The sequence below is a fragment of the Sulfitobacter sp. 1A12779 genome, assembly GCF_043557315.1.
In the GTDB taxonomy this organism is placed as follows: Bacteria; Pseudomonadota; Alphaproteobacteria; order Rhodobacterales; family Rhodobacteraceae; genus Sulfitobacter; species Sulfitobacter faviae.
Map to the genome: position 1 here is coordinate 15141 of NZ_JBIFFU010000020.1, position 25882 is coordinate 41022.

The window sequence follows — 25882 nt, forward strand, 5'->3', positions numbered from 1 at the left end:
CATGGAGGGATCGGTTCTCGCCCGCATCGCCGCCATCGTCTTCGTCGCCATCGCGATCACCGCGGCGATGGTGGAGATGGGCCGGGACGAGGCGGGGCAGGGGGCGCGTCCGGCGGCTTTGCCTGTTCCGGAGGTCGATACCCTGCGCGTCGAACAACGGCGCTGCCAGGAGCTGGGCGAGGCCGCGGCCTCCGATCCGGACTGCCTCGCCGTCTGGGCCGAAACCCGTGACCGCTTCCTCGGACGGGAACGCGACCGGGCCGGGGGAGAGTGAGCCATGGGCGGCACCGGCGTCATCGACACCTTCCTCGGGGTCTTCACCTCCTACATCGACGGCGGCTTCGGGCTGCTCGGTGGCGAGGTCGCCTTCATCGCCAGCACGCTCATCGTGATCGACGTAACGCTGGCCGCCCTTTTCTGGGCCTGGGGCGCCGATGACGACATCATCGCCCGCCTCGTGAAAAAGACCCTCTTCGTCGGCGTCTTCGCCTGGCTGATCTCGAACTGGAACAGCCTTGCCGCCATCGTCTTCGACAGTTTCGCGGGGCTGGGATTGCTCGCCTCCGGCACCGGGTTTTCGCCCGCCGATCTCTTGCGCCCCGGCCGGGTGGCGCAGACCGGGCTCGATGCCGGGCGCCCGCTTCTGGAGTCCACGGCCGATCTCATGGGCTTCGTCGCCTTCTTCGAGAACTTCATCCAGATCGCCTGCCTGCTCTTCGCCTGGGCGCTGGTGCTTCTGGCCTTCTTCCTCCTCGCGGTGCAGCTTTTCGTGACGCTGATCGAGTTCAAGCTGACGACGCTCGCGGGCTTCGTGCTGATCCCCTTCGGCCTTTTCGGCAAGACCGCCTTCATGGCAGAACGGGTGCTGGGCAACGTCGTCTCTTCCGGCATCAAGGTGCTGGTGCTGGCCGTGATCATCGGCATCGGCTCGACGCTCTTCGGCCAGTTCACCGCCGGTTTCGGTGGCGTGACGCCCACCATCGACGAGGCCATGGCGATCGTGCTGGCCGCGCTCTCGCTCCTCGGTCTCGGCATCTTCGGCCCCGGCATCGCCACCGGCCTTGTCTCTGGCGGGCCGCAACTGGGCGCGGGGGCCGCCGTCGGCACCGGGCTTGCCGTGGGCGGAGCGGCCGTCGCGGCGGGTGGCGGGGCCATGCTCGGCGCTCGCGGGGCCGGGGCGCTGGCCTCGGGTGGGGCCGCCGCCACGCGCGGGGCAGCAGCGGCGACCGGGGCTGCCTCCGCCGCCTACACTCTCGGATCGATGGGCCAGACAGGAGCCGTAAGCGTCGCCTCCGGACTCGGCGGCTTGGCGCGGGCAGGGGGCGCGGCAGCGATTTCACCCCTGCGCCGGGCCGCCGCCGCGGCCTCCGAAGCTGTCAAGACAAGCCATGCCGGCGGCGCCCGATCCGGGTTTGCCGCTACCGGGGGCTCCTCATCCATGGGCAGCGTTGCAGGTGCGTCGGCCGCCATACCCGCATCAACTGGCAGCCCACCGGCCTGGGCGCGCTCCATCCGCCGCAGCCAGGCCATGAGCCATGGCGTTTCCGCCGCCACCCATGCGCTGCGGGCCGGGGACAGCCCCGGCTCAGGCACCTCCGTTTCCCTTTCCGAAAGTGACCGCCCATGAGCCTCTTCAAACGCGCCGCCGCGCATTACGGCAAGACCCCTGTGCCCGAGACCCCGTATCAGAAGGCCGCCCAGGTCTGGGACGAGCGCATCGGCGCGGCCCGCGTGCAGGCGAAGAACTGGCGCCTCATGGCCTTCGGCTGCCTGATCCTCGCGGGCGGCTTCGCGACAGCGCTGGTCTGGCAATCGGCGCGCGGCACCGTCGTGCCTTACGTCGTCGAGATCGATCGCCACGGCGAGGCCCGCGCCGTCGAGGCGGCCAGCGCCGGCTATCGCCCGAGCGATCCGCAAATCGCCTGGCATCTCGCCCGGTTCATCGAGGAGGTCCGAGGCCTGCCCGCCGATCCCATCGTGGTCCGGCAGAACTGGCTCCGCGCCTATGAATTCACCACCGATCGCGGCGCGCTGGCGCTGAACGATCATGCCCGGGCCAATGATCCCTTCGCGCGGGTCGGCGAGGACCAGGTCTCGGTCGAGGTCTCGAGCGTCATCCGCGCCTCACCCGACAGTTTCCGGGTGGCCTGGTCCGAGCGGCACTACGAGAACGGCCAGCTCGCCCGCACCGAACGCTGGACCGCCATCCTGACCCTCGTGATCGACCCGCCGCGCACGGCGGACCGCCTGCGCGCCAATCCCCTCGGCATTTATGTGAACGCGATCAACTGGTCGCGGGAGATGAGCCAATGACCCGACCGATCCTGCCCGCTATTCTTCTGGCCTCCACGCTTCTGGCCGCCTGCGCCAGCGACCGCCCGCCCGCATTCGCCTATGACGACGCGGTGCCGCCCTTGCCGTCACCCCCCGTGACGGCACCCGATGACCGGCCGCGTCCCCTCCATGTCCCGCCCGCCTGGACCCCGAGCCGGGGCGGGGAGGCGGCCGCCACACCCGTCACCCAGGTCGGCAATGCCAATGCGGCCGCACGTGTCGAGCCGCGGCAGGCCGGGTATTTCAACGCGATCCAGATCTATCCCTGGTCCGAGGGCGCGCTCTATCAGGTCTACGCCGCCCCGGGCCAGATCACGACCATCGCGCTCGAGCCCGGCGAACGTCTCGCCGGCACCGGCCCGATCGCGGCGGGCGACACCGCCCGCTGGATCATCGGCGACACCGAAAGCGGCGCGGGCCGCGACACGCGCGTCCTCGTTCTCGTGAAACCCACCCGGCCCGATATCAGCACCAACCTCGTGATCTCGACCGACCGGCGGACCTACCTGATCGAGCTCAACGCCAGCGAAGAGACCTGGATGCCCGCCATCTCATGGGCCTATCCGCGTGCGCCCGACGCCCCACGCGTCGCGTCGGCCACGCCGCGCATCCCGCCCGCGCATGCCCGCAATCATCGCTACGGGCTGCAGGGTGACAGCCCGCCCTGGCGTCCGGTTTCGGTCTTCGACGACGGGCGCCGGGTCTATGTCGTTTTCCCGCGCGGGATCGCCCAGGGCGAGATGCCGCCACTCTTCGTAATGGGCGCCGATGGCGAACTGGAAATCGTCAACTCCCGCATCCACGGCAATGTACTGATCGTCGACCGGCTCTTCGGAGCGGCGGAACTGCGCCTCGGACGCGGTCCCCGGCAGGAGGTGGTCCGCATCCTGCGGATCGAACCCCAGACCGAAGCGGCTGTGGTGCGGCAAAACGCGGAGCGGGGGACGTGAGCGAGATATCGACCGATACCGCCGCCGCCATGCGCCTGCGCGCCGATCCGCCGCGCGTCACGCGAATTTCCCGAAAAGTGATCATCGGGCTTGGCGTGGTCGCGGGCATCGGGATCGGCGCAGCGCTGATCTATGGACTCCAGCGACCCGATCGCAGCGCTGCACCGGAAGAGCTGATCACCACGGACCGCCGTCAGCCAGCCGATGGTCTCCGCGATCTGCCGGGCAGTTATGACGCGATCCCGCGGCTCGGTCCGCCCCTGCCGGGCGATCTTGGCGGTGGCATCCTCGACGCCCAGCAACGTGGCCAGTCCATCGCGGCTCCAAGCCTCTCGCCGCCCACCATGGACCCGGCGGAACAACAGCGGCTTGCGGAACTCGAGGCCGCCCGGGTCAGCGATCTCTTCTTCCAGACGCGGCCCGGAGCGCCCGCGTCCACAGGGTTCCAGTTGCCGCCTACGGCGCCGGGGAGCGGTTTGGCTGCTACCCCGGAGACCGATCCACGTCAGACCTTTCTCACCGGGCCAATAGACCGCCGAACGGTCGCGCCCGACCGCGTCCAGCCCCCGGCATCGCCCTGGCTGCTGCAGGCCGGCTCCGTCATCCCGGCCGCACTGATCACCGGCATCCGCTCCGACCTGCCCGGCCAGATCACTGCGCAGGTCACCCAAAATGTCTATGATAGCCCCACGGGCAGCCTGCTCCTGATTCCGCAGGGCACCCGCCTGGTCGGGGCCTACGACGACAGCGTCACTGTTGGCCAACGTCGTGTGCTCCTGGTCTGGACGCGGCTAATCTTCCCCGATGGACGCTCCCTCGTGCTCGAACGCCAGCCCGGGGCAGATGCCGCCGGCTATGCCGGTCTCGAGGACCGCGTCGACAATCACTGGGCCAGCATCCTGCGCGCGGCTGGCCTTTCGACCCTGCTCGCCGTCGGGGCGGAACTTTCCCTCGACGAGGAAGACCGCCTCGCCCGCGCGCTCCGCGACGGAGCCCTCGACACGATCAACGAGGCTGGCCAGCGCATCGTCCAACGCCAGCTCGAGGTACCGCCGACGCTGACCATCCGTCCGGGCTTCCCCGTCCGCGTTATCGTCACACGCGATCTCGTCTTTGCGCCACCCAGAGGCTGATATGAGCAAGCTGAAACTCGGACCGATCCCGGACGACAAGCCGGTGAAGCTGACCCTGGAACTGCCAGCTGATCTCCATCGCGACCTGATCGCCTATGGGGAAATCCTCGGGCGCGAAGCAGGGCAGGGATCAATCGAACCGAAGAAGCTGGTGGTTCCCATGCTTGAACGGTTCATCGCGACGGACCGAGGGTTTGCGAAAGCGCGGCGCGGGGGAGGTCAGGACCGAAATCGAGCCAAGGAACAGCCTCCTTGATTGCTTCGGCCGCAATTGGAGAAAGAGCGATTTTGCAATGTTAAGCGCTTATGGCCCTCTTCGGTTGTCCTCTTGCAATTAAAAGGCGGGCACATCCTCCAAACGGTCTTGATGCCAATGTATCCGAGGGGACTCAAGAAATTCTACGGGCTACAGCCCGAGTGCCGCATCCATCCGTTCATGTTCGAAGGCCGGAGCGCAGGCATTCAACCCCGCGCCAGCAAGCCCCTGGTGGCGCAATTCGTCCCGCCAAGTGTTGCCGATAACTTGTGCCATATCCCGGGCCAGGGCTCGGGCTTCCGGCGCACTGATATCGAAAAACTCAGCCGCGTCGATTGCGGCAGCAATGTCCGGCTCATGCCCATGGATCGGGCTGATCCCGGTTTCCATCTGGGCATGCCGCCGGGGCTGCGGATTGACATCGAAGAGCGGTGAAAGACGCCACAGGTTCTGACCCGCATAGATGAAACCGTGGTTCTTCAGGTGGTCATCCGTGTTGGTGACAAGGACCCCGAACACCATGCGGCGCCAGATTTCCCGCAGATCATCGCCGGGCCGGGCGGAAATGGTGCGGATGATATCGGCAATATCTGTGTAGAAGCCGCTCGCATGTCCAAGCTTGCCCAAGGCGGTGCGCGCGGAAATATAGGGGACCCGACCGCCGCCTCGGCGATCAAAACGGCTGAAGAGCCCGATGGGGTGCGCGCTGCCGGGCAACTCGAGCCTGCATTCCGGTGTACGAAGACCAAGACGCCCGGCGAGCTTCATCGTTGCCACCTCGAGACGTTCCACTGGCCAAGTGTCGTTGATGGAGGTGAACTTGGCGAGCCAGAGCCGCTCCCCATCCCTCACGTTGGCTTTCGGTCGCGCCCCGCCCGGCGTACCGGCGGCACCTACGAGATCCAGCGCATCCTGCTCCGCGCCTGCCGGGTCTCGTTCGAACCTTTGCGCGATCTTGAGCAGGTCCTCGATATCAGCAAGGCGCGGGACGGCTCTTCCGATCCGCGGGAATGGCTCACCGTTTTCCTGTAAAAAGCGCAGCGCGCCCTGGCGGGCGGTATCGTCGCATGCCGTCAGGAAGTCGAACTCGGTTGCTGCCTCGCCCAGAACCCGACGCATCAATTTGCGGCCCCAGCTGTCCGGGGACGTATCCGCAAAGGGCCCGGCGATAACATCACGCTTCCGGCTGTCGCGCCCGCCGGAACTAGCGTGATAGGGCGTGTTCACCCTCGGCATTTGCAGGCAGAGGTCGAAGCCGCGCGGGTTATCGATCCAGTCCTGATCATAGAGGAAAGTGGAATGCGCGCGCCGCCCATCCGTCTCGAAGATCAGACGGCCGACTGGAACCAGCCCTTCCCCGAGAGCGACACGCGCCACGGCCATCAGAAAGCGCTCCCTTCGTCATCGATCTCATCCGACCTCTCTTGCGTGGTATCCGATCTGCCGGAGGACGGCCTGCGGCGATTGACGATCCGCTCTGGCAGGCGGGCTTGATCAAGGACCAGGCCAGTATCGTCTTTCGCCGGATCCAGGATTTCGCCGAGTCGGTGGATCTCGCCAAGGACCATGAGTGCCATGGCCATTGTCTCGAGCCGCACACCGCCATCGCCCATCTCGAGTTTGGCAAGCGTCTTGTCGGTCACACCCAGGCGCTCACAGAAATCTGCGACGGACATGCGCCGCTTCTTCCTGGCCACACGTATGTCATGGCCAAGTCGTTTCAGGGCGGTCTGAACCTGGTATGATGACATTTTTGATCGGAGAAAACTCCGCCTTGTGCTGCTGTATCCGTAATTTTTTCCGTGTTAGGTGGTTTTGCATGAGAAGTCAACAAAATGCACCGCAAAGCGGAATATAATCCGGCTTAACAGGCTAAGAGCGGACTTTTGTCCGATTTAACGTGCAAGGTCTGGTGGCCCTGATGATCTCCGGCGGTGGGTCGGGCAGGTCGCACCGGACGTCTCTGCCGTGCGTTTATCTTGCCTGACAAGCGCTCAGGCTGCGACCGCGGCAGGCAAGGTCTGCGCCAACAGGTGTTTCAGGGCTTCGATATGGGTATGTGCAGGGCCGGTGACATCCAGTGTCGCAACCTGGAGGGTCTCTTCGGCGCCGTCGCTGGCGATTGCGTAGCGGGTACAAATCGGCTCGGGCGGCAAATCACCGTGGTGTGGATAGAGCAGCATGACCTCCGGGCAGCGGTAGAGCTGGCTATAGGCCATCAATTGATACACATCGGACTGGCTGACACCCTGCTTCGGGTCGTCGATGCGCGGCGCCATCCGTTTCCATTTCGTGTCGATGACGAGGACGGTTCGATCCCCCTGCCGGATGATGAGGTCAGGTTTGGTCCGAAACCGCCCCGTTCCCGCTTCGAACAGGCAGTCACGGTGCCCGCCCTGCGCTGCGACACGGTATCCGCTTCCGGCCAGAGCACGGGTGACCAGTCTGGCAACGTATTGCTCGAACAAGGCATTCATCTCGAACAAGAGCGCATGACCATCTGTAGCCCCGGCACTGGTCTGCTGATGCCGATCCCCAAGCAGGAGCCGCGCGAAGGAAAGAAGCTCGCGCCACCGCTGATTGGTCCGATCCAGTATGATTTGGTCCCATCGCAGCGCGGGGATAGGAACCTCGGTCACGTCCGCATAGGCGAAGCCCAACTCGCGCAGGATACGCTGATTGTCGGGGGCCTGAGCCACACGTTGCAAACGGGTCACGGCGGCGCGCATCACCTGATTGAGCGCAATGTCAGAGGACAAGTCATCATAGCGACAGGCCAGCTTTTGCGGCGCCACCGCATGGCGTGAAAACTGCCGGGTGACATCGAGCCTGCCGCGCAGGGCAGGGAGGTCGTCTGCGTGATCCACATACAGGCGCGGCAGCCCCATGCGCACCGCTTCCATGAGGCGCGCACAAAACAGCCGGATCAACAATTCCAGAATGGTGTCCTTCTGCCATCCGAGCTGGGCCAACGATCCGGCATCGATCCGCAGATCGTGAACAACCGCCAGCATGTGGATGAGGCGGCGACGAAGGGCTTCGTCCGTGGTCTCGTGTTCTCCCAGGCCCTCGATCTTCGGGAGGATCTCCAGCTGACAGCCCGGCGCGGCAATCACGCCGACCACGCCGCGCGCCCGCAACCCTTTGCGGCCGTGTTCGAGCACGCCTTCGCCGCCACGCCCCGCGAAGCTCGAGCGCGCCGCAAGGGCGGCAATTCGATCAGCCTCGGAGGGCGGGATGGTCGTGTTGTCATCGCCGTAGCCGATGCGCTGCCATTCGCGGAGCGTGCGGCGGATCATGAACCGAGCAGCCGCGCGTAATCGAAGCTGCCTTCGCGCACGTCCCACCGGAAGCGCGGCATCGCTTCACCATTGTCGAGCCCCGGCGGTGCCTTCAGGACGGACCTGTTCAGAAAGCCGCCCTCTATCGGCCCGTCATGCGTATCCAGATCCCCCAGAACCGCGGCGATCTTGCCCCAGTCTTCGAAGAAATACTCGGCCAGCAGCGGGATCACCATGTGCCGCATGACCTCGTCCACATCCGCTCGGGTGTCGCAGCCGGTGAAATAGGCATGGCCGATCTGGTGGTCACGGTCATAGAGGTACTCGATCCGTTCATTGATGATCGTCAGAAGGGTCGGCAGATCGATACCTGTGCGGGCCGCAGCCTCCTTCAGAACGGCCGGATTGGGCATGATTTCGCGGAATGTGAACCGCCGCCGCAGCGCCGTATCGAGCAGGGCGATGGAGCGGTCTGCCGTATTCATCGTCCCGACAATATGCAGGTTCGACGGAACACCAAACTCGTCCCCGGAATACGGAAGGCGCACCTTCAGCTGGTTCGCCTGACCGAGACGCTTGTCCGATTCCAAGAGCGTAATCAGCTCGCCGAAAACCTTGGAGATATTGGCGCGGTTGATCTCGTCGATGATCAGGACGAAAGGTTCGGGATCAGATGGCCCCTCGTTCCGCTGGCTGTTCATGTAGCGTTCAAGGGCCGGCACGTTGAGCGAGGACTTGTCGATTTCATAGATCGTTCGCTGAACGAGGCCTACTTTGGCAACATCGCTCGCTTCTATGCCATCCCGATCAACCCAAAGCCAATTCACGGCGCGGCGATGGGCATAGTCCCCAGCACGCCCCTCTATCGGACTAAACTCGTAGTCTCCTTCGACGATACCGATTGCGCGGACAAGCAGATTTCCCTTGGTCACGATTAGTACGTCGCCGACTTTCAGGCTGTTCCGAAAAAGGTTGGTCATCATTGAGGCTGGCTGAGAAACAAAGGCCTCTGGGTCTTCCTTACGCCGGGCCTCCGCAGCAGCGTGGATTGCCTCTCGTGTGTCAAATCGGGGATCCGAAAGATCAAAATCGTAGAACCCAAAGATCGCGCAATTCTTCTCGATTGCTTCCTCAAAGAGAGGTGCGTCTTCGGGCAGATACTTTGCGCCTATCGACATCTTGAAAACACGTCGGCCTTCGAGCGAAAGCTTTGTTTCAGAACTGACCGTTCCTCTGCTCACCTCCGCACGTCGTGCGATGCGACGGAAAATGCCCGGCACGGTTTCCAACCGGAACCCACCCGAGGATGTGTCCTCGCCATCGTCCGCGCCGGTCATCGGCTGTCGGCCTTCGACGAACTCTTCATAAGCCATCGACTGGTGAAACGTGACGAACTCGATCCGCCCTGCGGCGAGCAGTCCCTGATAGACCGCCATCAGATCGTCGCGATCTTCTGGCACAGGCTCCCCACACAACTTGACAGCCTCAGTCGCTGTGCTGAACGTCTTCCCTGTGCCTGGCGGACCATAGAGAATAAGATTGGTAGCTGTGGGACGCTCATCCTGTTGGGCAATGGCCATACTATTCTCTACCTGCTTTGTCGTTTCTTGAACGCTGCCACTGGCAGGCACACCAATTTTTTTCGCTATGTCGGGATCAAGTTGGTATCGAACGAGCTTTTCCCCACCGTAGGTCAAATAGTTGACCGTGCCGCCAGCAATGGCTTTGACTCTCGAAGCAAGCCCGTCCACGAGCATTGCCCGCGCGACGTCGACCAGGTCTTCGGTTGCGATCGCTTCGTCCGCTTTGTTGCCCGCACCCTTGGGCTTGATCCGATAGGCTGAAACTCCGTTGGACCGATTGAAATTCTTCACTGGTTGGTACGGATTTCCAGCGCCATCAAATAGCGTGAATGGTCGTTCGTTCTGTGACGCCATCGACTCGTCGAGTCCAAAGCGAAACACCGTGGCCGAGCTTTGATCAGCCCCGATCCGTTCCGGAGCGCTGACCTGTGCGAGGTCCTGGAAAATCTTGCCCGCCAAAGCCTGACAAATGTTCGGCCAGGCTTCATTCAGATTGAGTGCCGTATTCACGTCCCGGACAAGCACGTCGACATGGGATGTACTTTCTTCACGGGCTGGCTCGATATACTGTTCCAGAACGTGTTGGCGAATGCGATCCGCATCCTTTGCGGCGCCCGGCGGCTCGCCCGCAATAAACCGCCCGTACTGCGCCAACCAACTGCTCCAATTCGACAGCCGATTGTGCGGCTTCTCTGAATCGGGCATCAGGATTCGATAGTCTTCGCCCCCTGAACGAGCATCGTCACGTATGGCTTTGAGACGGTCTCTGAGCCCTGCGAACTGATCGGCCTCCCAGGCCTCCTCGAGATTCTGGTAGGGCATGCCAAGTGCAGCGAGATTTCGCTCTATCGTTCGAACGGCATAGGTCCTCGAGTTTCGCCCCGCTTCGGTTTGTGCGCCGCCTTGTTCCAGCCACGCCTTGAATTCGTTCTCATCCTTCAAATTAGGGCCCTTCACTATTTATCTGTGTGCAGCCTCCTACGGGGCTGTGCTGGTCGGCAAAATCCCAACATTCAGGGGCGGAAGAAAACGCTCGAAGCCCTCAGTCATGACCTTGCCACCTCTCCGCGATCCGCAAGGCTACGGGCTATGGGAACGGCCAAGCCAGGTAAGCTTGCACTGTTGCGGGCAAGATCCTCCTTGATGCCGTCCGGCAAGGCACGTCGCAGGTCTGCGGCCTTGGCGCGGCGCGAGAGTGCCTGATCGACCGCAGCCCGGCCGCCAAGATCAGGGAAGTCTCGGGCAGCGCACACCCATTTTCCACGACCCCGTGCGCGGATGCGCTTTATGATTTTGTCTGCGATCGTGATCATTATGTTTCGCGTCTTGAGCTTCGGATATCGGAATTATAGACGGTATTTCAGACAGATGTAACCTGAGTTGGCGGCACCGTATGGGGCTGATTAGCAAACGTCCCATTGGGCCGAATTTACGAGAATAAAGACTTGCCTGACGACACCACCACCACTGTGTCCCGCTCCAGACAAGTCACGAGAGAAGAAGTTTACCAAAAGGTCTGGTCGACACCCATCAGCCACCTGGCGGCCGAGTATGGTGTATCTGGTTCCTATATCGCCCGGGTCTGTACGACGCTGGCTGTGCCCCGGCCTCCCGCTGGCTACTGGCAAAAGAAGGCGGTCGGAAAGGCCTCTCCACGCCCTCGACTTCCCCCTGCAAAGCTAGGCGATCAGCTTGTCCGGTCGACGGATACGCCGCTCGCGCGTCCCGTGACACCTGCCACCAGATCTTCGGTGTCGTCACCTAGTCGTGACAGGCAGCGCAAGGATGCCCGGCATCCGATCCTTCGCGGCGTCGAGCCGCATTATCGCAAGACGCGCAAGATTGACGACTACGAGTTTCTTCGACCCTACAAGCTCCTCCTGCCGGACATCGTGATGTCCGAGGCGCAGCTGCTACGCGCATTGGACCTCGCGAATGGGCTCTACGATGCGTTCGAGCGGAAAGGGTATCGCGTGACCTTCGCGCCGCCCGATCAACCATTGTTTCGGGCGCAGATCGAAGAGCGGGAGGTTCCGGAGAAGGATCGCAAATACGGGCGCTATTCCTGCGGACGGATTTGGGCACCGCACCGCCCAACCGTCGCCTATATCGGCGAGGCTCCCATCGGTCTTGCGCTCGTCGAAATGTCCGAACGGGTCACGCTCAGATACTTTAAGGGCAAGTATGTGCGGGACGACAGTGCGGTCGTGAAGGCCGCCAGATCACACCAGCTGGTCCATTCCTGGACGACCGAGAACGATGTTCCGTCCGGGCGCTTCCGGCTAGTCGCCTACGCGCCGCGCCGGGACGTAGAGTGGTCGGCGATATGGCAAGAGACACCAAAGCTAAAATTGCCGTCCATGTTCCCAAGGATCGTGAAGGAGCTGGAAGCCGTCGTGCCGGACCTCAAGTCCAAGACTGCAGAAGCCGAGGCGGCGGCCATCCGCAAGCAACGCGAATGGGTGGAACAGCAGGAACGCTGGAAGCGCAAACAGGATCGACGCAACGGGGACAACGCCCTTGCCCAAAGCCGCGAACAACTTTCCGAAGTGATCCAGAAATGGTCCGCCGCGATGTCGATCGAAAGCTTCTTTCGCGAGGCGGAGGAGCGTCTTGCCGGCGTCGAGACCGACAGGCGCCAGGCCTTGTCCTCTCGGCTTGATCTTGCGCGGTCCATGATGGGAACGCTCGATCCGCTGGAATTCCTGGAGCAGTGGGTCGCGCCGGATGAGCGCTACACGCGGCAATATCCCGAAGACTAATTGTATTTTGTTACATAATTTTAAGGGACGATGCTCATGTATCTTCTCCGGGGCGTCGAACCGGTCTTGTCCGAAGTTTGGCTGTAGAACCCGGCCGCGCGGGGTTTCTTTTGCGCTGCCTCGGATCCCGCGTGGTGACTTCCGCATTCCAGTTCCAATCAGCGAACTTGTCGCCGGTTTGGCGCAAGTGGGTGTAGCGCTTGAGCGACGTCCATGACCGGTGGCCGGAAACAGCAGCCGCGTGTGGAACGTTGTAGCCGATCTCGAACAAACGCGAGACGCCTTCGTGCCTCAGGTCGTGGAAGCGCAGATCCTCGATCCCCAGAAACTGCGTTGCCCGAGTGAACGCAGCGCTGATCGCATCGGTGGAATAGGGGAAGATTTGGCTCGCGTGTTTGGGCATCGCCTCGATGATCGCCAGCGCCGGATCGGGCAGGTCGCACCAGACGTCGTTGCCCATTTTCTCACCGGGGTTCTTCATGTCGCGCACGAGGACGCGTTTGCCCTCCTTGTCGAGGTCTGCCCATTTGATCCGGGTTATCTCCTCCTGCCGCCGGGTCGAAAAGATCGCAAAGGCGATGACGCGATGCATCGGGACAGAGGAGGGACGACGGATCGAGCGGTCGAGGAAATGCGCCATCAACTGCTCGAGTTCATCCAGCGTTGGCCGCCGGTCGCGGTGGCGGCTCTTCTGGGTCAGGCCCAGCCTCTTCGCGACGATCATCGCATTGCGCATTGCGCGCTCGTCCAGCGGATAGTTCCAGGCCGGGCCGGCCACCGTGAAGACTGCGCTGAGATGGGAGAGGTAATTCGACACAGTTTGCGGCGAGACACCGGTATTCAGCTTCTCCTTGGCGAAGGCCACGATGTCGGCGCTGTCGATCTGGGCACAGAGCTTGTTCGCGATGTCGAACTCCTTGATGCTTTTCAGCACCTGCGCCTTGGTCCGACCGATTGCCTTCGCGCTGTCTTCCACATATTTGTCGATGGCGTCGCCGAGGGTCACTTCGCGGCGGCGGGTCTCTCCGATGGGCAGGTTTTCGAGGGCGCCGGGCTTGGCGAGGTCCTTCTCGCGCTTCTCGATCCAGGCCGCGGCGATCGAGCGCAGCTCGAAGGTCCGGTTTTCGCGCCAGACGGTTTTTCCAGCCCGCCGAACGGCGATCTGGGCAAGCCAGGAGGCAGTGCCGTCTTTGCGCTTTCGCTTGATGATGGTACCCATGGGGTTACAACATTTGGCCCAAGTTACAACATTTGTTGTAAATCCTACCCGAAATGGGCGCGATTTACAACAAATGAGACGGGAACGGGCTTGAGGATTGAGCGATAAATGGCTGATAAAAATAAAAAATCCAATAATTTCAATATGCCCCTTTTGGCGGTCGCGCCGATGATGGATTGGACCGACCGCCACTGCCGCTACCTCCACCGTCTGCTCAGCCGTGAAACCCTGCTTTACACCGAGATGGTGACCGCCCCCGCCTTGGTGCGTGGTGGCGCGTTGCATCTGCTGGACCACGACCCCGCCGAACATCCCGTTGCATTGCAACTGGGCGGGTCGGACCCGCAAGAGCTGGCGCAGGCGGCGCGGTTGGGGGCCGCGGCGGGCTATGATGAGATTAACCTTAATTGCGGTTGCCCCTCTGACAGGGTGCAATCGGGCGCATTCGGGGCCGTTTTAATGCAGCAGCCGGGGCTGGTTGCCGATTGCGTCGACGCGATGCGCGCGGCCTGCGATGTCGAAGTGACGGTGAAATGCCGCATCGGGGTGGACGATCAGAACCCCGAAGAGATCCTGCCCGAGTTCCTGTCGCGGATCGTGGCGGCGGGCTGCACCCGGGTGACGATCCATGCCCGCAAGGCGTGGTTGCAGGGGCTAAGCCCCAAGGAAAACCGCGATATTCCGCCGTTGGATTATGACCTCGTCCACCGAATGAAGGGGCTGTTCCCGAACCTGCACATCTCGGTCAATGGCGGGATCACCTCGCTTGATCAGGCCGAAGCCTTTCTCGATGCGGGGCTCGATGGCGTCATGGTGGGGCGCAGTGCCTATCACGCGCCTGCGGATATCCTCGCCACGGCAGACCGGCGCATCTTCGGGCAGGGCAGCGACAGCAGTGCTGAGGCGGCGGTGCAGGGGATGTTGCCCTATATCGAGGCACATTTGTCAGACGGCGGGCGGCTCGGGCAGATCACCCGGCATATGCTGGGGCTTTTCGCCGGGCGGCCCGGTGCGCGGCAGTGGCGGCGTATCCTCTCCGAAGGGGCGCATAAGCCCGGCGCGGGCCCAGAACTGGTCGAGGCTGCTTTGGCCGAAGTCGCCGCGGCACAGGACATGGCCGCGGCGGGGTAGGGTCAGACGCTGGGTTCGGCCACAGGGCGGGGCCGCAGCAGCGCCAATGTGAGCAGGGCCGCCACCAGACCGCAGGCCGCGATGGCCCCCAACATCGGCGTGACGCTGCCGTCGAAAAACGGACCGGCCAGCGCGATGGAAAGGCCCCCGGCCACCATCTGCAAGGTGCCGCCCAAGGACGAGGCCAGCCCCGCGATATCGCCGTGGTCATCCAGTGCCACGACCATCACCGTCGGCACCACCACGCCAAGGCAGGCATTGGCGCAGAACAGACCCGCCATCACCAGATAGAGACCCGGCTCGGTAACCAACGCGGTGACAAAGATTGCGGTGGAGAAGATTACGAAACCCGCGACCCCGCGCCGGACGAGGCTGCGCATGCCCCAACGTTCGCCCAGCCATCCCGCCAATTGCGAGGCCGAGAAGAAGCCCACCGCGTTGACCGCGAAGGCCAGCGAGAACCCCGTCGGCCCCAGCCCGTATTGCCCGGTATAGACGAAGGGCGCGAAGGCGATGAAGACAAAGAAAGACCCCATGGCGAAGCCGCCGATAAAGGTCAGCCCCATGAAGATCGGATCGCTAAGCAGCACTTTCGCCCCGCGCCAAAGGCTGCGCGGATTGATCCGAACGCGGCGCTCTGTAGGCAGCGTCTCGGGCTGGGCGGTGGCGGTGAGGGCCAGCGCGGCAACCGCCAGCACGCCGAGGGCGATGAAGATCGCGCGCCAATCGGCCAAAGCCAGAACCGCGCTGCCCGCCAGCGGGGCCAGCATGGGCGAGATCGAGATCACCAGCATCAACATCGCCATCAAGCGCGTCGCCTGTGTCCCGGTATATTGGTCGCGGATGATCGCGCGGGGCACCACCATCAGCACCGCGCCACCCAGCCCTTGCAGGGCGCGCCAGCCGGTCAGCGCCGCCATCGAGGGGGCGAAGGCCGCCCCGAAAGAGGCGACCAGAAACAGCGCGAGCCCGACCATGATCGGCAGTTTGCGCCCCGCCTGATCGGCCCAAGGGCCGTAGAAAAGCTGCCCCAGTCCGAAGGCGATGAAATAGGCGGTGATCGTCGCCTGAACCGCCGTTTCAGAGGCGCCATAGCTGGCGGCGATGGCAGGCATGGCGGGCAGATACATATCAATGGCGAAGGGGCCGACCAGCCCCAGCAATCCGAGAATGAGCGCTGAACGTAGCACGAGATGTCCTTTCGGATGGAATGGCCGGGGCCATATGGGGCAGGCGGCAAACGGTCGGTGCGCTTGGGGCCCACAGTCGCGGGCAACCTAACCGGCCTTGGGCAAAGTGCAACCCCGGCGTTATCGCCTTGAACCCTTCGCGCGAAACGGCTTGATAGAGCCAAAGACAGCCGGGGAGGGGCTCATGCCAGAATTGAACGATCTATTGCCGATGCTGGTGCTGCTCGCCCTGATCGGCGGTTTTGCCGGGATTTTGGCCGGGCTTTTGGGCGTCGGCGGGGGCATCGTCTTGGTCCCGGCGTTCTTTTATGTGCTGCAGTCGCTGGGCTACGGCGGGCCGCAGTTGATGCAGATTTGCCTTGCGACCTCTCTGGCGACGATCATCGTCACCTCTGCGCGCTCGGTTCATGCGCATAATAAGAAGGGCGCGGTGGATTGGGAGATTCTGCGCACTTGGGCACCGGGGATTATGCTGGGGGCCATTCTGGGCGTGCTGCTGGTGTCGCAACTGCGAACCCAGACGCTACAGGTGATCTTTGGCGGGTTGGCGCTCTGCGTGGGCCTCTACCTCGGCTTTGGGCGCAGCGAGTGGCGCTTGGGGGAGACCATGCCGCGCGGCCTTAAACGCGCGCTCCTGTCGCCGATGGTGGGCTTTCTGTCGGTGCTCATGGGGATCGGTGGCGGCAGCTTTGGCGTGCCGCTGATGACATTGCACGGGCGGCCCATTCACAAGGCCGTGGCCACGGCGGCGGGCTTTGGCCTCTTGATCGCCGTGCCTTCGGTGATTGCCTTTCTCTTTGTCGACATCGGCCAGAACCGCCCGCCGCTGACGCTCGGGGCGGTCAACCTCGCAGCCTTTGGGATTGTCGTGGCGATGACGCTGATAACCGCGCCCTGGGGCGTGCGGCTGGCCCATGCGATGGACCCCAAGCCGCTGCGGCGGGTCTTTGCCGTCTTCCTCGTGCTGGTGGCGCTGAACATGCTCAGAAAGGCGCTTTGGGGCTAAGGCGACCCGGTTTTGACCTTACTCCTGCCGAAATGCGGCTCTTTCTGCCCAATTTCGGACAATGTTCACTGAATTGCCGCAATCTCGACACAAACTGCGGGCTAAATGGCATAACAAACGCAGAATCATCCGAACCAAGGGACGTGACGAGATGCGCCGAAGCGGGACCAAAGCGATCATTCTCAAAGGGCAGGGCGGCGACCTTGCTTATTGGAAACCTGCGCGCCGGGGCCGTCGGGCGTTTCGTTTCGATGGGATGTTCACCCGTGAGACCAGCCTGACCTTCGCCCGCGCCTCTGTGTCTGCCGCCAACTACAACGCGGCCCCGATGGGGCATCAGGATGTCACCCACGGCGAAGCGGCCCTTATTTTCCTGAACCAGATCGTCCAGCGCCGCGGCGCCTGAGCCCGCCTTAGTCGCGCCGCCGGGCCAGCCGCGCCGCGCGGCCCCCGCGCCGTTTCGCATGGGCGCTCTCGCGTGAGGGCAGTTCCGCCATGATGGCGCGGCGTTCCTCGGCGCTCATCGCGGACCAGCGGCCAATCTCGTCGATCGACCGCAGGCAGCCGGTGCAAAGACGGCTTTCGGGATGCACCACGCAGATGTTGATGCAGGGGCTTTCAACCTCATCACGTTGCCAAACCTTCTTAGTCACGGCGCATCACCTGCAAACGATCCAGAAGCCCCTGCAGGATATAGCCCGCCGCCACATGGTCGATGACCTCGGCGCGGCGTTTGCGGGTGGTGTCGGCCTCAAGAAGCGCGCGTTCGGCGGCCACGGTCGACAGGCGCTCGTCCCAATAGGTGATCGGCAGCGGGCTGAGCCGGTCGAAGTTGCGCGCGAAGGCGCGGGTCGACTGGCAGCGCGGCCCCTCGGTGCCATCCATATTGCGCGGCAGCCCCAGAACCAGCCCGCCGATGCGGCGTTCGGCGATGATCTCGGTCAGGCGGGCGGCATCGACGCCGAACTTCTTGCGCCGCACGGTTTCCAGCGGGGTGGCGACGGATTGGAAACTATCGCTCACCGCCACGCCGATGGTCTTTTCACCCAAGTCCAGCCCGATCAGCGCCTGCATCGGGGGCAGGGCGGCGATGAAATCTGCGGTTTCGTCGTAAATCATCCTGCCACCCCTGCGCGTTCCCCGGCGCTGCGGATCATGTCCAGCGCCGCATTATCGCCCGAGAAAACCTCAAGCGCGTTATCATAGACCGCCCGGGCCTGATCGGTATCGCCCAAGACCCCCAGTGACGTGATCAGCCGCGCCCAGTCCTGCGGCGGGCCGCCTTCGCTGGCCAGACGGTCCGACAGCCCCGCGACCATGCCGCCGATCATCTCCATCCGATCATCCGCGCTCATCTCCGAGGCGGCTTCGATGTCTTCGGCCGAAGGGCCGCGCGCGGGGGTGCCAGTGCCAATCTGCGGCATCTCGTAATTCACCCCGGCAAGGGCGGCAACTTGGGCGATCTGCGCACGGATCGGCTCGATCCAGGGGGCATCGGCAGGCCCGCGCCGCAGCAGCGCGTCCCAGATGCGAAAGCCCACATCGGGCCGTCCGGTTTGCACCATCATCAGGCCGAGGTAATAGCGCGCCCGGCCATCCTGCTCATCGCGGTTCAACACCTCGCGCAGGGCGGTTTCCGCCTCGGGCGAAACATAGCCGCCCGCCGCCAGCACCAAGAGTTCGGCATAATCCGCGATATCCTTGGCGGTGCGGTCGGCCCCTTTGAGACGCAGCACATTGGCCTGTGCCTCGGCGGCGGCGGCGAAATTGCCGATCCGGGCTTCGTTCTGCGCCAGAAGGGTCTGCCCTTGCAGGTCTTCGGGCCGGTCTTTGACCGTGGCACGCAGCTGCTGCATCAAGGCGAGGTAATCGGCGCTCAGCCCTTCGGTGGCGGGGCTGGGGGGCAGGCTTTCCACCGCGCTTTGCTGGCTGGGACGGTTGCGGCGCATATCCTCGGCAAAGGCGATGCGGTCAGCGAGGGCCAGATCGCCATAGCCGGGCTGCCCCAGATGCCAATAAAGCGCCAAAGACCCAGCCCCCAAGGCCACGACCCCGGCGATCAGCACCAAGGGCGCGGGGCGCGCGGCGGTTTGCGGGCCACCGTCGCGGGCGGCATCGGCGGCTAGGATGCGGCGCGAAATCTCGGTCCGAATGCGGGCGGCGTCGGCCTCGGGGACAATGCCGCGCGCCACGTCGCGCTCAACTTCGTCCAACTGGTCGCGGTAGACCTTCAGATCATAGTCCGCCTGAGCGGGCAGGGGCGTATCCGCGCCGCGCCAAGCTGCCCGCGCCAGAAGACCGCCCACGACAAGCGCCATCGCGCCAGAGAGAAACCAGAATATCATGGCCTCTACCTAACCTTTGACCGGCCCCGACAAAAGCCCGCAAATGCCGCGTGCCCTGCGGCATTTTTCACCAATCGCGCCGCATGTCGCAAAACCGCGTCCAAATGCCGTGGTGGTCATTTCGCATATCTACTCCTAGGCTCAGAACTGAGCACAGCCGCCCGCGCGGCCCGAATCCTTGCCGGGAAGTGACGTGATGAAGAAATACTCCGTTTTCGCAGTGGCCCGAGAGGCGATGCGCCATCATACGGGCTGGACCCGCGCATGGCGGGATGCGCAGCCGAAAAAGCGCTATGACGTGATCATCGTGGGCGCGGGCGGGCATGGGCTGGCGACGGCGTATTATCTGGGCAAGAACTTCGGCATCACCAATGTCGCGGTGCTGGAAAAGGGTTGGCTTGGCGGCGGCAACACCGGGCGCAACACGACGATCATCCGCTCGAACTATCTGCAAGACCCTTCGGCTGCGATCTACGAAAAGGCGCGCAGTCTTTACGAGACGATGAGCCAAGACCTGAACTACAACGTCATGTTCAGCCCACGCGGCGTCATCATGCTGGCACAGACCGAGCATGAGGTGCGCGGCTACAAACGCACGGCCCATGCCAATGCTCTCCAAGGCGTACAGACCGAGTTCATCGGGCCGGACCGGGTCAAACAACTGGTGCCGATCATCAACATCGACGGGCCGCGCTACCCGGTGCTGGGCGGGCTCTGGCAGGCCCGCGGCGGCACCGCGCGGCATGATGCGGTGGCTTGGGGCTATGCGCGGGCCTGCTCGGATATGGGCATGGACATCATCCAGAAATGCGAGGTCACCGGCGTGCGCCAGACGGGCGGCAAGGTGACCGGCGTCAGCACCACACGCGGCGATATCGATTGCGACAAGCTGGGGATCGTCGTGGCCGGGCATTCGGGCCAGCTGGCGAATATGGCGGGCTTTCGTCTGCCGATCGAAAGCGTGGCCTTGCAGGCGCTGGTCTCAGAACCGGTCAAACCCTGTATGGATGTCGTCGTCATGGCCAATACGGTGCACGGCTACATGAGCCAATCCGACAAGGGCGAGATGGTCATCGGCGGCGGCACGGACGGGCATAACAACTACACGCAGCGCGGCAGCTTTCACCATATCGAAGAGACGGTGCGCGCGCTGGTCGAGACCTTCCCGATGATCTCGCGGCTCAAGATGCTGCGGCAATGGGGCGGCATCGTGGATGTCACTGGCGACCGCTCTCCCATCCTCAGCAAGACCCCGGTCGAGGGGGTGTTTATCAATGGCGGCTGGGGCACGGGCGGCTTCAAGGCGATCCCCGGCTCGGGCTGGGGTTTTGCGGAATTGATGGCCAAGGGGCATTCGCCCCTGACCGACGCCTTCGGGCTTGCGCGTTTCGCCGAAGGCCGCTTTATCGATGAATCTGTGGCCGCTGGGGTGGCGCATTGATGTTGTGGATCGGCCACAATTCGCCGCTGCTCAGCACGGGGGGGAACGCCAGTGCCCGGCCCGGGGTTACCCGTTCAGACATTGAATATAACGGAGCTGAACAATGGCAACCCCGGATCACAACCGCACGGATCACGTCGATCATACCAACACCACCACAACCACGACCACAACGGACCGTGGCGGCAACAGCGGCCTTGCTTTCATCGTGGGCGCGGTCGTCGTCGTGGTGGCTTTGCTGGCCTATTTCCTCTTCGCGGGCGGTGACCTCGATGGCGCGAATGACGTCAACGTTAACATCGAAGGTGCTGCCGAAAGCACGGCAGATGCCGTCGATGAGGCAGCAACCCCGACCGAGTAAATCCCCCTCGGCCACGCGCGCAGCGTCGCCTTTTCACGATTCACGCCGCTCCGCGCTGTCGCGCCGGGGCGGCGTTTTGCCGTTCTCTACCCGCGTAGGAGCCTGCCCATGCTGATCCTCACCTGTCCTTGCTGCCATGTCACCGCCGAAGAGACGGAATTTCACGGCGGCGGGGAGGCGCATTTGAAACGTATCGGCCCCGGCGGCTCCGAAGAGGATTTTGAGCGTTACCTCTTCATGCGTGAGAACCCCAAGGGCGTGCATCTTGAGCGTTGGCGGCATGTCTATGGCTGCGGCAAGTGGTTCCACACGGCCCGCGATACCGCCACGCTCGAAGTCTTTGGCAGCTATCCCGCGCAGACCCTTGCCCCACCGGATCACATCCTTGAGGCGATCCGCAAACGCTACCCTGATTGGCAGTGGCAGCGCGCCAGCTAACCCCCGACCTCGTTTCTCGCCCCGGTATTCACCCCATCCTCAGCCCCCAAGGTTTTCCACGATGAGCACAAGACTGGCCACAGGCGGCCGCCTGCTGAACAAAAGCAAACCGCTGAGCTTTACCTTCAACGGCAAGCAGATGCGCGGCTATGAGGGCGACACGCTGGCCTCGGCGCTGTTGGCCAATGATCAGGTGCTGGTCGGGCGTTCGTTCAAGTATCACCGTCCGCGCGGCATCGTGACCTCCGGCCCCGAAGAGCCCAACGGTCTGGTCGGTCTTGGCCAAGGGGGGCGGTTCGAGCCCAATGCCCGCGTCACCACGACCGAACTTTACGAGGGGTTGGCCGCGGAAAGCCAGAACCATTGGCCAAGCCTTGAGTTCGACGTGGGCGCGATCAACAAACACCTCAGCCGTTTTCTCCCCGCGGGCTTCTACTATAAGATGTTCATGCACCCGCGCCCGCTGTGGAAGCATCTCTATGAGCCGATCATCCGCCATTCCGCCGGTCTGGGCAAAGCGCCCAAGGCGGCAGATGCCGACACCTATGAACACTTCCACGCCTTCTGCGATGTGCTGGTCATCGGCGGCGGTGTCGCGGGGCTTCAGGCCGCCTTGGCCGCGGGCCTAAGCGGTGCGCGTGTCATCGTGATGGAGCAGTCGGCCCATTGGGGCGGGCGGGCGCCGGTTGACGGCGGCACGGTCGACGATGCGCCGGTGGAGGATTGGATCGCGCAAACGCTCGACCGTTTGCGTGGCATGGAGAATGTCGATCTGCGCGACCGGACCATGGGGGCAGGGGTTTACGATCACGGCTATGTGCTGGGCTATGAACGGCTACGGGATCATGCGCCCCAGAGCGCAGGCCCACGTCATCGGCTTTGGCGCGTGCGGGCGGCCCATGTGATCACCGCCACGGGCGCGATCGAACGGCCGCTGAGCTTTGCGGGAAATGACGTGCCGGGCGTGATGCTGGCCTCGGCAATACGCGACTATGTGGCGAATTACGGGGTCTCACCCGGTGACCGCACCGTGGTGGTGACGAATAACGACAATGCCTATCTCACGGCGATTGCGCTGAAACAGGCGGGGCTTGATGTGCCCGCCGTGCTGGATGCCCGCGTCTTGCCGCAGGACAGCGAATTGGTCGCGCAGGCCCGCGCGCTTGGCATTCGGGTGGTCATGGGCCATGCGGTATCCTCGGTTCGGGGGGGCAAGCGGGTGACCGGTGTGGCCGTCTGTTCGCAGGCGGGCGAAGGGGCCGTGCTGGAAGAGATCGCCTGCGATGCCGTGGCCATGTCGGGCGGCTGGTCCCCGGTGGTGCATCTGTGGTCGCACTGCGGTGGCAAGCTGACATGGGACGAGGCGAAAGCCTGTTTCCGTCCTGATCAGGACCACCCGCCCACCGGGGCGGATGGCCATGGTTTCGTGACACCGGCGGGGGCTGCGGCGGGGGTCTTTGCCCTCGACGACGTGCTGCATGACGCCCATGCTGCCGCAGATGGGGTGGCGACGTCGCTCGGCTTCAAACTGCCGCGCGATCTGGCGGCACCCACGGCGGCGCGGCGCGAGGAAGCGCCGATGATGCCGGTCTGGCAAATGCCGCAGGGCGCCAGCGTCAAACTGCGCGAAAAGACCTTTCTCGACTACCAGAACGACGTAAAGGTCTCGGACGTGCGGCTGGCGGCGCAGGAGGGTTTCGTCTCAGTTGAACATGCCAAACGCTATACCACGCTCGGCATGGCGACGGATCAGGGGAAGTTGAGCAATATCAATGGGCTTGCCACGCTCGCCGGGGCGCTGGATGCAGAGATCCCCAGCGTCGGCACCACCACCTTCCGCCCGCCGTACCACCCGATTTCGATGGGCGCGATTGCGGGGGCGGCGCGGGGCGATACCTTCCAGCCGATCCGCCGCACCCCGCTACATGACTGGCACGCGGCCAACGGCGCGGTTTGGGAACCAGTCGGCCAGTGGCGGCGGCCCTATGCCTATGCGCACGACGGTGAAAGCACCCATGACGCGGTGATGCGTGAGGTGACCAACACGCGCCAGAACCTCGGCCTGCTGGATGCCTCGACCCTTGGCAAACTGATCGTGCGCGGCCCGGATGCGGCGCGGTTCCTCGACATGATGTACACCAATATGATGTCGACGCTGAAACCCGGCAAATGCCGCTATGGGCTGATGTGCAACGAAAATGGTTTCCTTATCGACGATGGCGTCGTGGCGCGTTTGGATGAGCAGACCTTCCTCTGCCACACGACCACCGGCGGGGCCGACAGCATCCATGCCCATATGGAGGAATGGCTCCAGACCGAGTGGTGGGATTGGAAAGTGCATGTGGTCAACGCCACCGAACATTACGCGCAGGTGGCCGTGGTCGGCCCCAATGCGCGCAAATGTCTGGAGAAACTCGGCGGGATGGACCTCAGCCGCGAGGCGCTTGGCTTCATGGAATGGACCGAGGGTGAGCTTGGCGGCTTCAAGGTCCGCGTCTTCCGCATCTCATTCTCGGGGGAGTTGAGCTATGAGATCGCGGTCGAGGCCGGGCAGGGGCAGGCCTTTTGGGACGCGCTGCTGATCGCCGGGCATGACTTGGGCGTGATGCCCTATGGCACGGAATGCCTGCACATCCTGCGCGCTGAAAAGGGCTTCATCATGATCGGGGATGAGACCGATGGCACGGTGATCCCCCAAGACCTTGGCCTGAACTGGGCGATCTCGAAAAAGAAGGACGACTATCTTGGCAAACGCGCGCAAGAGCGCAGCCATATGCAGGATCCGACCCGCTGGAAACTGGTGGGGCTTGAGACGACAGATGGCAGCACCCTGCCGGATGGGGCCTATGCGCTCGGCGAAGGTGAGAATGAGAACGGCCAGAAGGTGATGCAGGGGCGGGTGACCTCCTCCTATCACTCCCCAACGCTGGCCCGGGGCATCGCCATGGGGCTAGTCCTGCATGGACCGGACCGGACGGGCGAAGTGCTGACCTTCCCCGGCACCGATGGCAAGACCTATGAGGCGCGGATCGTCGATCCGGTGTTTTATGATCCCAAGGGGGAGAAACAGAATGTCTGAACCCGTAAGCGCATTGAAGAACGCCCGCTATGACGCTGGTATCGCTGTGATTTCTGAAGTTGCACCCATGGGCATGATTACGATCCGCGGCGATCTTGATGCGCCCTATCTGCGCAAGGTGACCAAGAAACTCACCGAGGTGGAGCGCCCCGAGCGGGGGCAATGCCGCTTCGCCGGGGATGCCGGGGTGGCTTGGATGTCGCCCGATGAATTGCTGCTCTTCTGCCCCCACGCGCAGGTGCCCGAGGTGTTGGCGCGGCTGCATGCGGCCTTCGAGGATACCCATAGCACCGCCATGGATGTCTCTGGCGCGCGGGCAGCGTTTCGTGTCGAGGGCCCCCATGCGCGGGAGGTGCTGGCCAAGCTCGCCCCCGTCGACCTCGCCCCAGATCAATTCACCCCCGGCATGTTCCGCCGCACCCGGATGGGGCAGGTGCCCGCCGCCTTTTGGCTGCGCGACGATGGCGCCTTTGAGGTGATCTGCTTTCGCTCGGTGGCGCAGTATATGTTCGACCAGCTTTGCGTCGCGGCCCAGCCCGGCAGCGCGGTCGGCCATTTCCAAACGGCCTAAGTCGGGAGAAAAACTGACTATTTCTCTCGGAACGGATGTGATTTGCAGACGTTGACCTTGACGTTGCCGCTTGATCAACATCAAGTGGCCGCAGCGAAATTTCCAAACGAGGAGGCCCAGAAATGGCTTTTGAACTTCCCGATCTCCCCTATGCTCACGACGCGCTTGCATCCAAAGGCATGTCCAAGGAAACGCTGGAATACCACCACGACAAGCACCACAACGCCTATGTCACCAACGGCAACAAGGCGATTGAGGGCACCGAGTGGGAGGGCAAGACCCTCGAAGAGATCATCAAGGGCACCTACGACCCGAACGCCGTGGCCCAGTCCGGCATCTTCAACAACATCTCCCAACTGTGGAACCACAACCAGTTTTGGGAATTGATGAGCCCGGAAGACAACAAAATGCCCGGTGAGCTGGAAAAGGCGATCACCGAGAGCTTTGGCTCCGTCGACAAGTTCAAGGACGAGTTCAAGGCCGCGGGCGCGGGTCAGTTCGGCTCCGGCTGGGCGTGGCTGGTGAAAGACAAAGACGGCAGCCTGAAGGTCACCAAGACCGAGAACGGCGTGAACCCGCTCTGCTTTGACCAGACCGCGCTGCTCGGCTGTGACGTGTGGGAGCACTCCTACTACATCGACTTCCGCAACGCGCGCCCCGACTACCTGTCGAACTTCCTCGACAACCTTGTGAACTGGGACAACGTCGCGTCGCGCATGTGATCCAGCGGCGGCGCGTGCGAGAGCCGCTCGCGCCTGATGCGTGTGGCGCTCTCCCAGTCACCGACGCCCACGGCTACGCC

Annotated in this window: 25 protein-coding genes; 16 read left to right on the forward strand and 9 right to left on the reverse strand. The window is 63.4% G+C overall.

Going from position 1 to position 25882, the window contains the following annotated elements; translation table 11 throughout:
- Window position 1: 1 nt before the first annotated feature.
- Genes trbK-alt through ACGYLQ_RS17055 form a run of 6 tightly spaced genes read left to right on the forward strand, consistent with a single transcriptional unit; the run spans window position 2 to window position 4673 of the window.
- Window positions 2–274 (forward strand): putative entry exclusion protein TrbK-alt, encoded by a 273-nt coding sequence (gene trbK-alt / locus ACGYLQ_RS17030; RefSeq protein ID WP_394444026.1) that lies wholly within the window; start codon window positions 2–4, stop codon window positions 272–274.
- 3 nt (window positions 275–277) lie between these two features.
- On the forward strand, window positions 278–1627 hold the full coding sequence (gene trbL / locus ACGYLQ_RS17035; protein ID WP_394444028.1) for a P-type conjugative transfer protein TrbL: 1350 nt from the start codon (window positions 278–280) through the stop codon (window positions 1625–1627).
- On the forward strand, window positions 1624–2313 hold the full coding sequence (gene trbF / locus ACGYLQ_RS17040) for a conjugal transfer protein TrbF (RefSeq protein WP_394444030.1): 690 nt from the start codon (window positions 1624–1626) through the stop codon (window positions 2311–2313). The genes trbL and trbF overlap by 4 nt, the downstream gene beginning before the upstream one ends.
- Window positions 2310–3284, forward strand: coding sequence for a P-type conjugative transfer protein TrbG (gene trbG, locus ACGYLQ_RS17045; RefSeq protein WP_394444032.1), 975 nt, complete (start codon window positions 2310–2312; stop codon window positions 3282–3284). The genes trbF and trbG overlap by 4 nt, the downstream gene beginning before the upstream one ends.
- 29 nt (window positions 3285–3313) lie before the next feature.
- Complete coding sequence (locus ACGYLQ_RS17050; RefSeq protein ID WP_394444068.1) at window positions 3314–4417, forward strand: TrbI/VirB10 family protein; 1104 nt, start codon at window positions 3314–3316, stop codon at window positions 4415–4417.
- Window position 4418: 1 nt separating this feature from the next.
- On the forward strand, window positions 4419–4673 hold the full coding sequence (locus tag ACGYLQ_RS17055) for a DUF2274 domain-containing protein (protein WP_394444034.1): 255 nt from the start codon (window positions 4419–4421) through the stop codon (window positions 4671–4673).
- Between the two features lie 150 nt (window positions 4674–4823).
- On the opposite strand, the gene ACGYLQ_RS17060 is transcribed toward ACGYLQ_RS17055, so the two are convergent.
- From ACGYLQ_RS17060 to ACGYLQ_RS17075, 4 genes are all read right to left on the reverse strand, one after another.
- The gene (locus ACGYLQ_RS17060) at window positions 4824–6056 is read right to left on the reverse strand and encodes a type II toxin-antitoxin system HipA family toxin (RefSeq protein WP_394444036.1); all 1233 of its coding nucleotides are present in this window, start codon (window positions 6054–6056) and stop codon (window positions 4824–4826) included.
- Window positions 6056–6424 carry a helix-turn-helix domain-containing protein gene (locus ACGYLQ_RS17065; protein ID WP_394444038.1) on the reverse strand — a complete coding sequence of 123 codons (369 nt, stop codon included), beginning with the start codon at window positions 6422–6424 and terminating at the stop codon, window positions 6056–6058. Before ACGYLQ_RS17065 ends, ACGYLQ_RS17060 begins: the two co-directional genes overlap by 1 nt.
- A 243-nt stretch (window positions 6425–6667) precedes the next feature.
- Entirely contained in the window at window positions 6668–7972 is a 1305-nt protein-coding gene (locus ACGYLQ_RS17070; RefSeq protein ID WP_394444040.1) for an McrC family protein, read from the reverse strand.
- Window positions 7969–10479, reverse strand: coding sequence for an AAA family ATPase (locus ACGYLQ_RS17075; protein ID WP_394444042.1), 2511 nt, complete (start codon window positions 10477–10479; stop codon window positions 7969–7971). The genes ACGYLQ_RS17070 and ACGYLQ_RS17075 overlap by 4 nt, the downstream gene beginning before the upstream one ends.
- 503 nt (window positions 10480–10982) lie before the next feature.
- On the opposite strand from ACGYLQ_RS17075, the gene ACGYLQ_RS17080 reads away from it, so the two are divergent.
- On the forward strand, window positions 10983–12299 hold the full coding sequence (locus tag ACGYLQ_RS17080) for a hypothetical protein (RefSeq protein WP_394444044.1): 1317 nt from the start codon (window positions 10983–10985) through the stop codon (window positions 12297–12299).
- Between the two features lie 34 nt (window positions 12300–12333).
- Here ACGYLQ_RS17080 and ACGYLQ_RS17085 read toward each other — a convergent pair whose 3' ends face one another.
- Window positions 12334–13518, reverse strand: coding sequence for a site-specific integrase (locus tag ACGYLQ_RS17085; RefSeq protein WP_394444046.1), 1185 nt, complete (start codon window positions 13516–13518; stop codon window positions 12334–12336).
- A gap of 108 nt (window positions 13519–13626) precedes the next feature.
- Between ACGYLQ_RS17085 and dusA the strand changes: the two genes are divergently transcribed.
- The gene (gene dusA, locus ACGYLQ_RS17090; RefSeq protein WP_394444048.1) at window positions 13627–14649 is read left to right on the forward strand and encodes a tRNA dihydrouridine(20/20a) synthase DusA; all 1023 of its coding nucleotides are present in this window, start codon (window positions 13627–13629) and stop codon (window positions 14647–14649) included.
- Window positions 14650–14651: 2 nt separating this feature from the next.
- Here dusA and ACGYLQ_RS17095 read toward each other — a convergent pair whose 3' ends face one another.
- Complete coding sequence (locus ACGYLQ_RS17095; RefSeq protein ID WP_394444050.1) at window positions 14652–15839, reverse strand: multidrug effflux MFS transporter; 1188 nt, start codon at window positions 15837–15839, stop codon at window positions 14652–14654.
- A gap of 184 nt (window positions 15840–16023) precedes the next feature.
- Between ACGYLQ_RS17095 and ACGYLQ_RS17100 the strand changes: the two genes are divergently transcribed.
- Complete coding sequence (locus ACGYLQ_RS17100) at window positions 16024–16845, forward strand: sulfite exporter TauE/SafE family protein (protein ID WP_067264714.1); 822 nt, start codon at window positions 16024–16026, stop codon at window positions 16843–16845.
- 151 nt (window positions 16846–16996) lie between these two features.
- The gene (locus ACGYLQ_RS17105; protein ID WP_394444052.1) at window positions 16997–17251 is read left to right on the forward strand and encodes a hypothetical protein; all 255 of its coding nucleotides are present in this window, start codon (window positions 16997–16999) and stop codon (window positions 17249–17251) included.
- Between the two features lie 7 nt (window positions 17252–17258).
- On the opposite strand, the gene ACGYLQ_RS17110 is transcribed toward ACGYLQ_RS17105, so the two are convergent.
- The 3 genes from ACGYLQ_RS17110 to ccmI are packed head-to-tail and all read right to left on the reverse strand — an operon-like array spanning window position 17259 to window position 19190.
- A complete protein-coding gene (locus ACGYLQ_RS17110) occupies window positions 17259–17498 on the reverse strand; it encodes a DUF1289 domain-containing protein (RefSeq protein ID WP_067264719.1) in 240 nt (79 codons plus the stop codon).
- Window positions 17491–17964 carry a Holliday junction resolvase RuvX gene (ruvX, locus tag ACGYLQ_RS17115; RefSeq protein WP_067264722.1) on the reverse strand — a complete coding sequence of 158 codons (474 nt, stop codon included), beginning with the start codon at window positions 17962–17964 and terminating at the stop codon, window positions 17491–17493. Before ruvX ends, ACGYLQ_RS17110 begins: the two co-directional genes overlap by 8 nt.
- Entirely contained in the window at window positions 17961–19190 is a 1230-nt protein-coding gene (gene ccmI / locus ACGYLQ_RS17120; protein WP_394444054.1) for a c-type cytochrome biogenesis protein CcmI, read from the reverse strand. The genes ruvX and ccmI overlap by 4 nt, the downstream gene beginning before the upstream one ends.
- A 196-nt stretch (window positions 19191–19386) precedes the next feature.
- On the opposite strand from ccmI, the gene ACGYLQ_RS17125 reads away from it, so the two are divergent.
- The 6 genes from ACGYLQ_RS17125 to ACGYLQ_RS17150 all read left to right on the forward strand — a co-directional run bounded on the left by ACGYLQ_RS17125 (window position 19387) and on the right by ACGYLQ_RS17150 (window position 25802).
- Window positions 19387–20631, forward strand: coding sequence for a sarcosine oxidase subunit beta family protein (locus ACGYLQ_RS17125; protein ID WP_394444056.1), 1245 nt, complete (start codon window positions 19387–19389; stop codon window positions 20629–20631).
- Window positions 20632–20734: 103 nt separating this feature from the next.
- Window positions 20735–20992, forward strand: coding sequence for a hypothetical protein (locus ACGYLQ_RS17130; protein WP_394444057.1), 258 nt, complete (start codon window positions 20735–20737; stop codon window positions 20990–20992).
- Window positions 20993–21100: 108 nt separating this feature from the next.
- A complete protein-coding gene (locus tag ACGYLQ_RS17135; RefSeq protein WP_394444059.1) occupies window positions 21101–21430 on the forward strand; it encodes a sarcosine oxidase subunit delta in 330 nt (109 codons plus the stop codon).
- Window positions 21431–21491: 61 nt separating this feature from the next.
- The gene (locus ACGYLQ_RS17140) at window positions 21492–24509 is read left to right on the forward strand and encodes a sarcosine oxidase subunit alpha family protein (protein WP_394444061.1); all 3018 of its coding nucleotides are present in this window, start codon (window positions 21492–21494) and stop codon (window positions 24507–24509) included.
- The gene (locus ACGYLQ_RS17145; protein WP_394444064.1) at window positions 24502–25080 is read left to right on the forward strand and encodes a sarcosine oxidase subunit gamma; all 579 of its coding nucleotides are present in this window, start codon (window positions 24502–24504) and stop codon (window positions 25078–25080) included. Before ACGYLQ_RS17140 ends, ACGYLQ_RS17145 begins: the two co-directional genes overlap by 8 nt.
- Window positions 25081–25202: 122 nt before the next feature.
- Window positions 25203–25802: a superoxide dismutase gene (locus tag ACGYLQ_RS17150; RefSeq protein WP_394444066.1), complete on the forward strand. Its 600-nt coding sequence runs from the start codon at window positions 25203–25205 to the stop codon at window positions 25800–25802.
- Window positions 25803–25882: the final 80 nt, after the last annotated feature.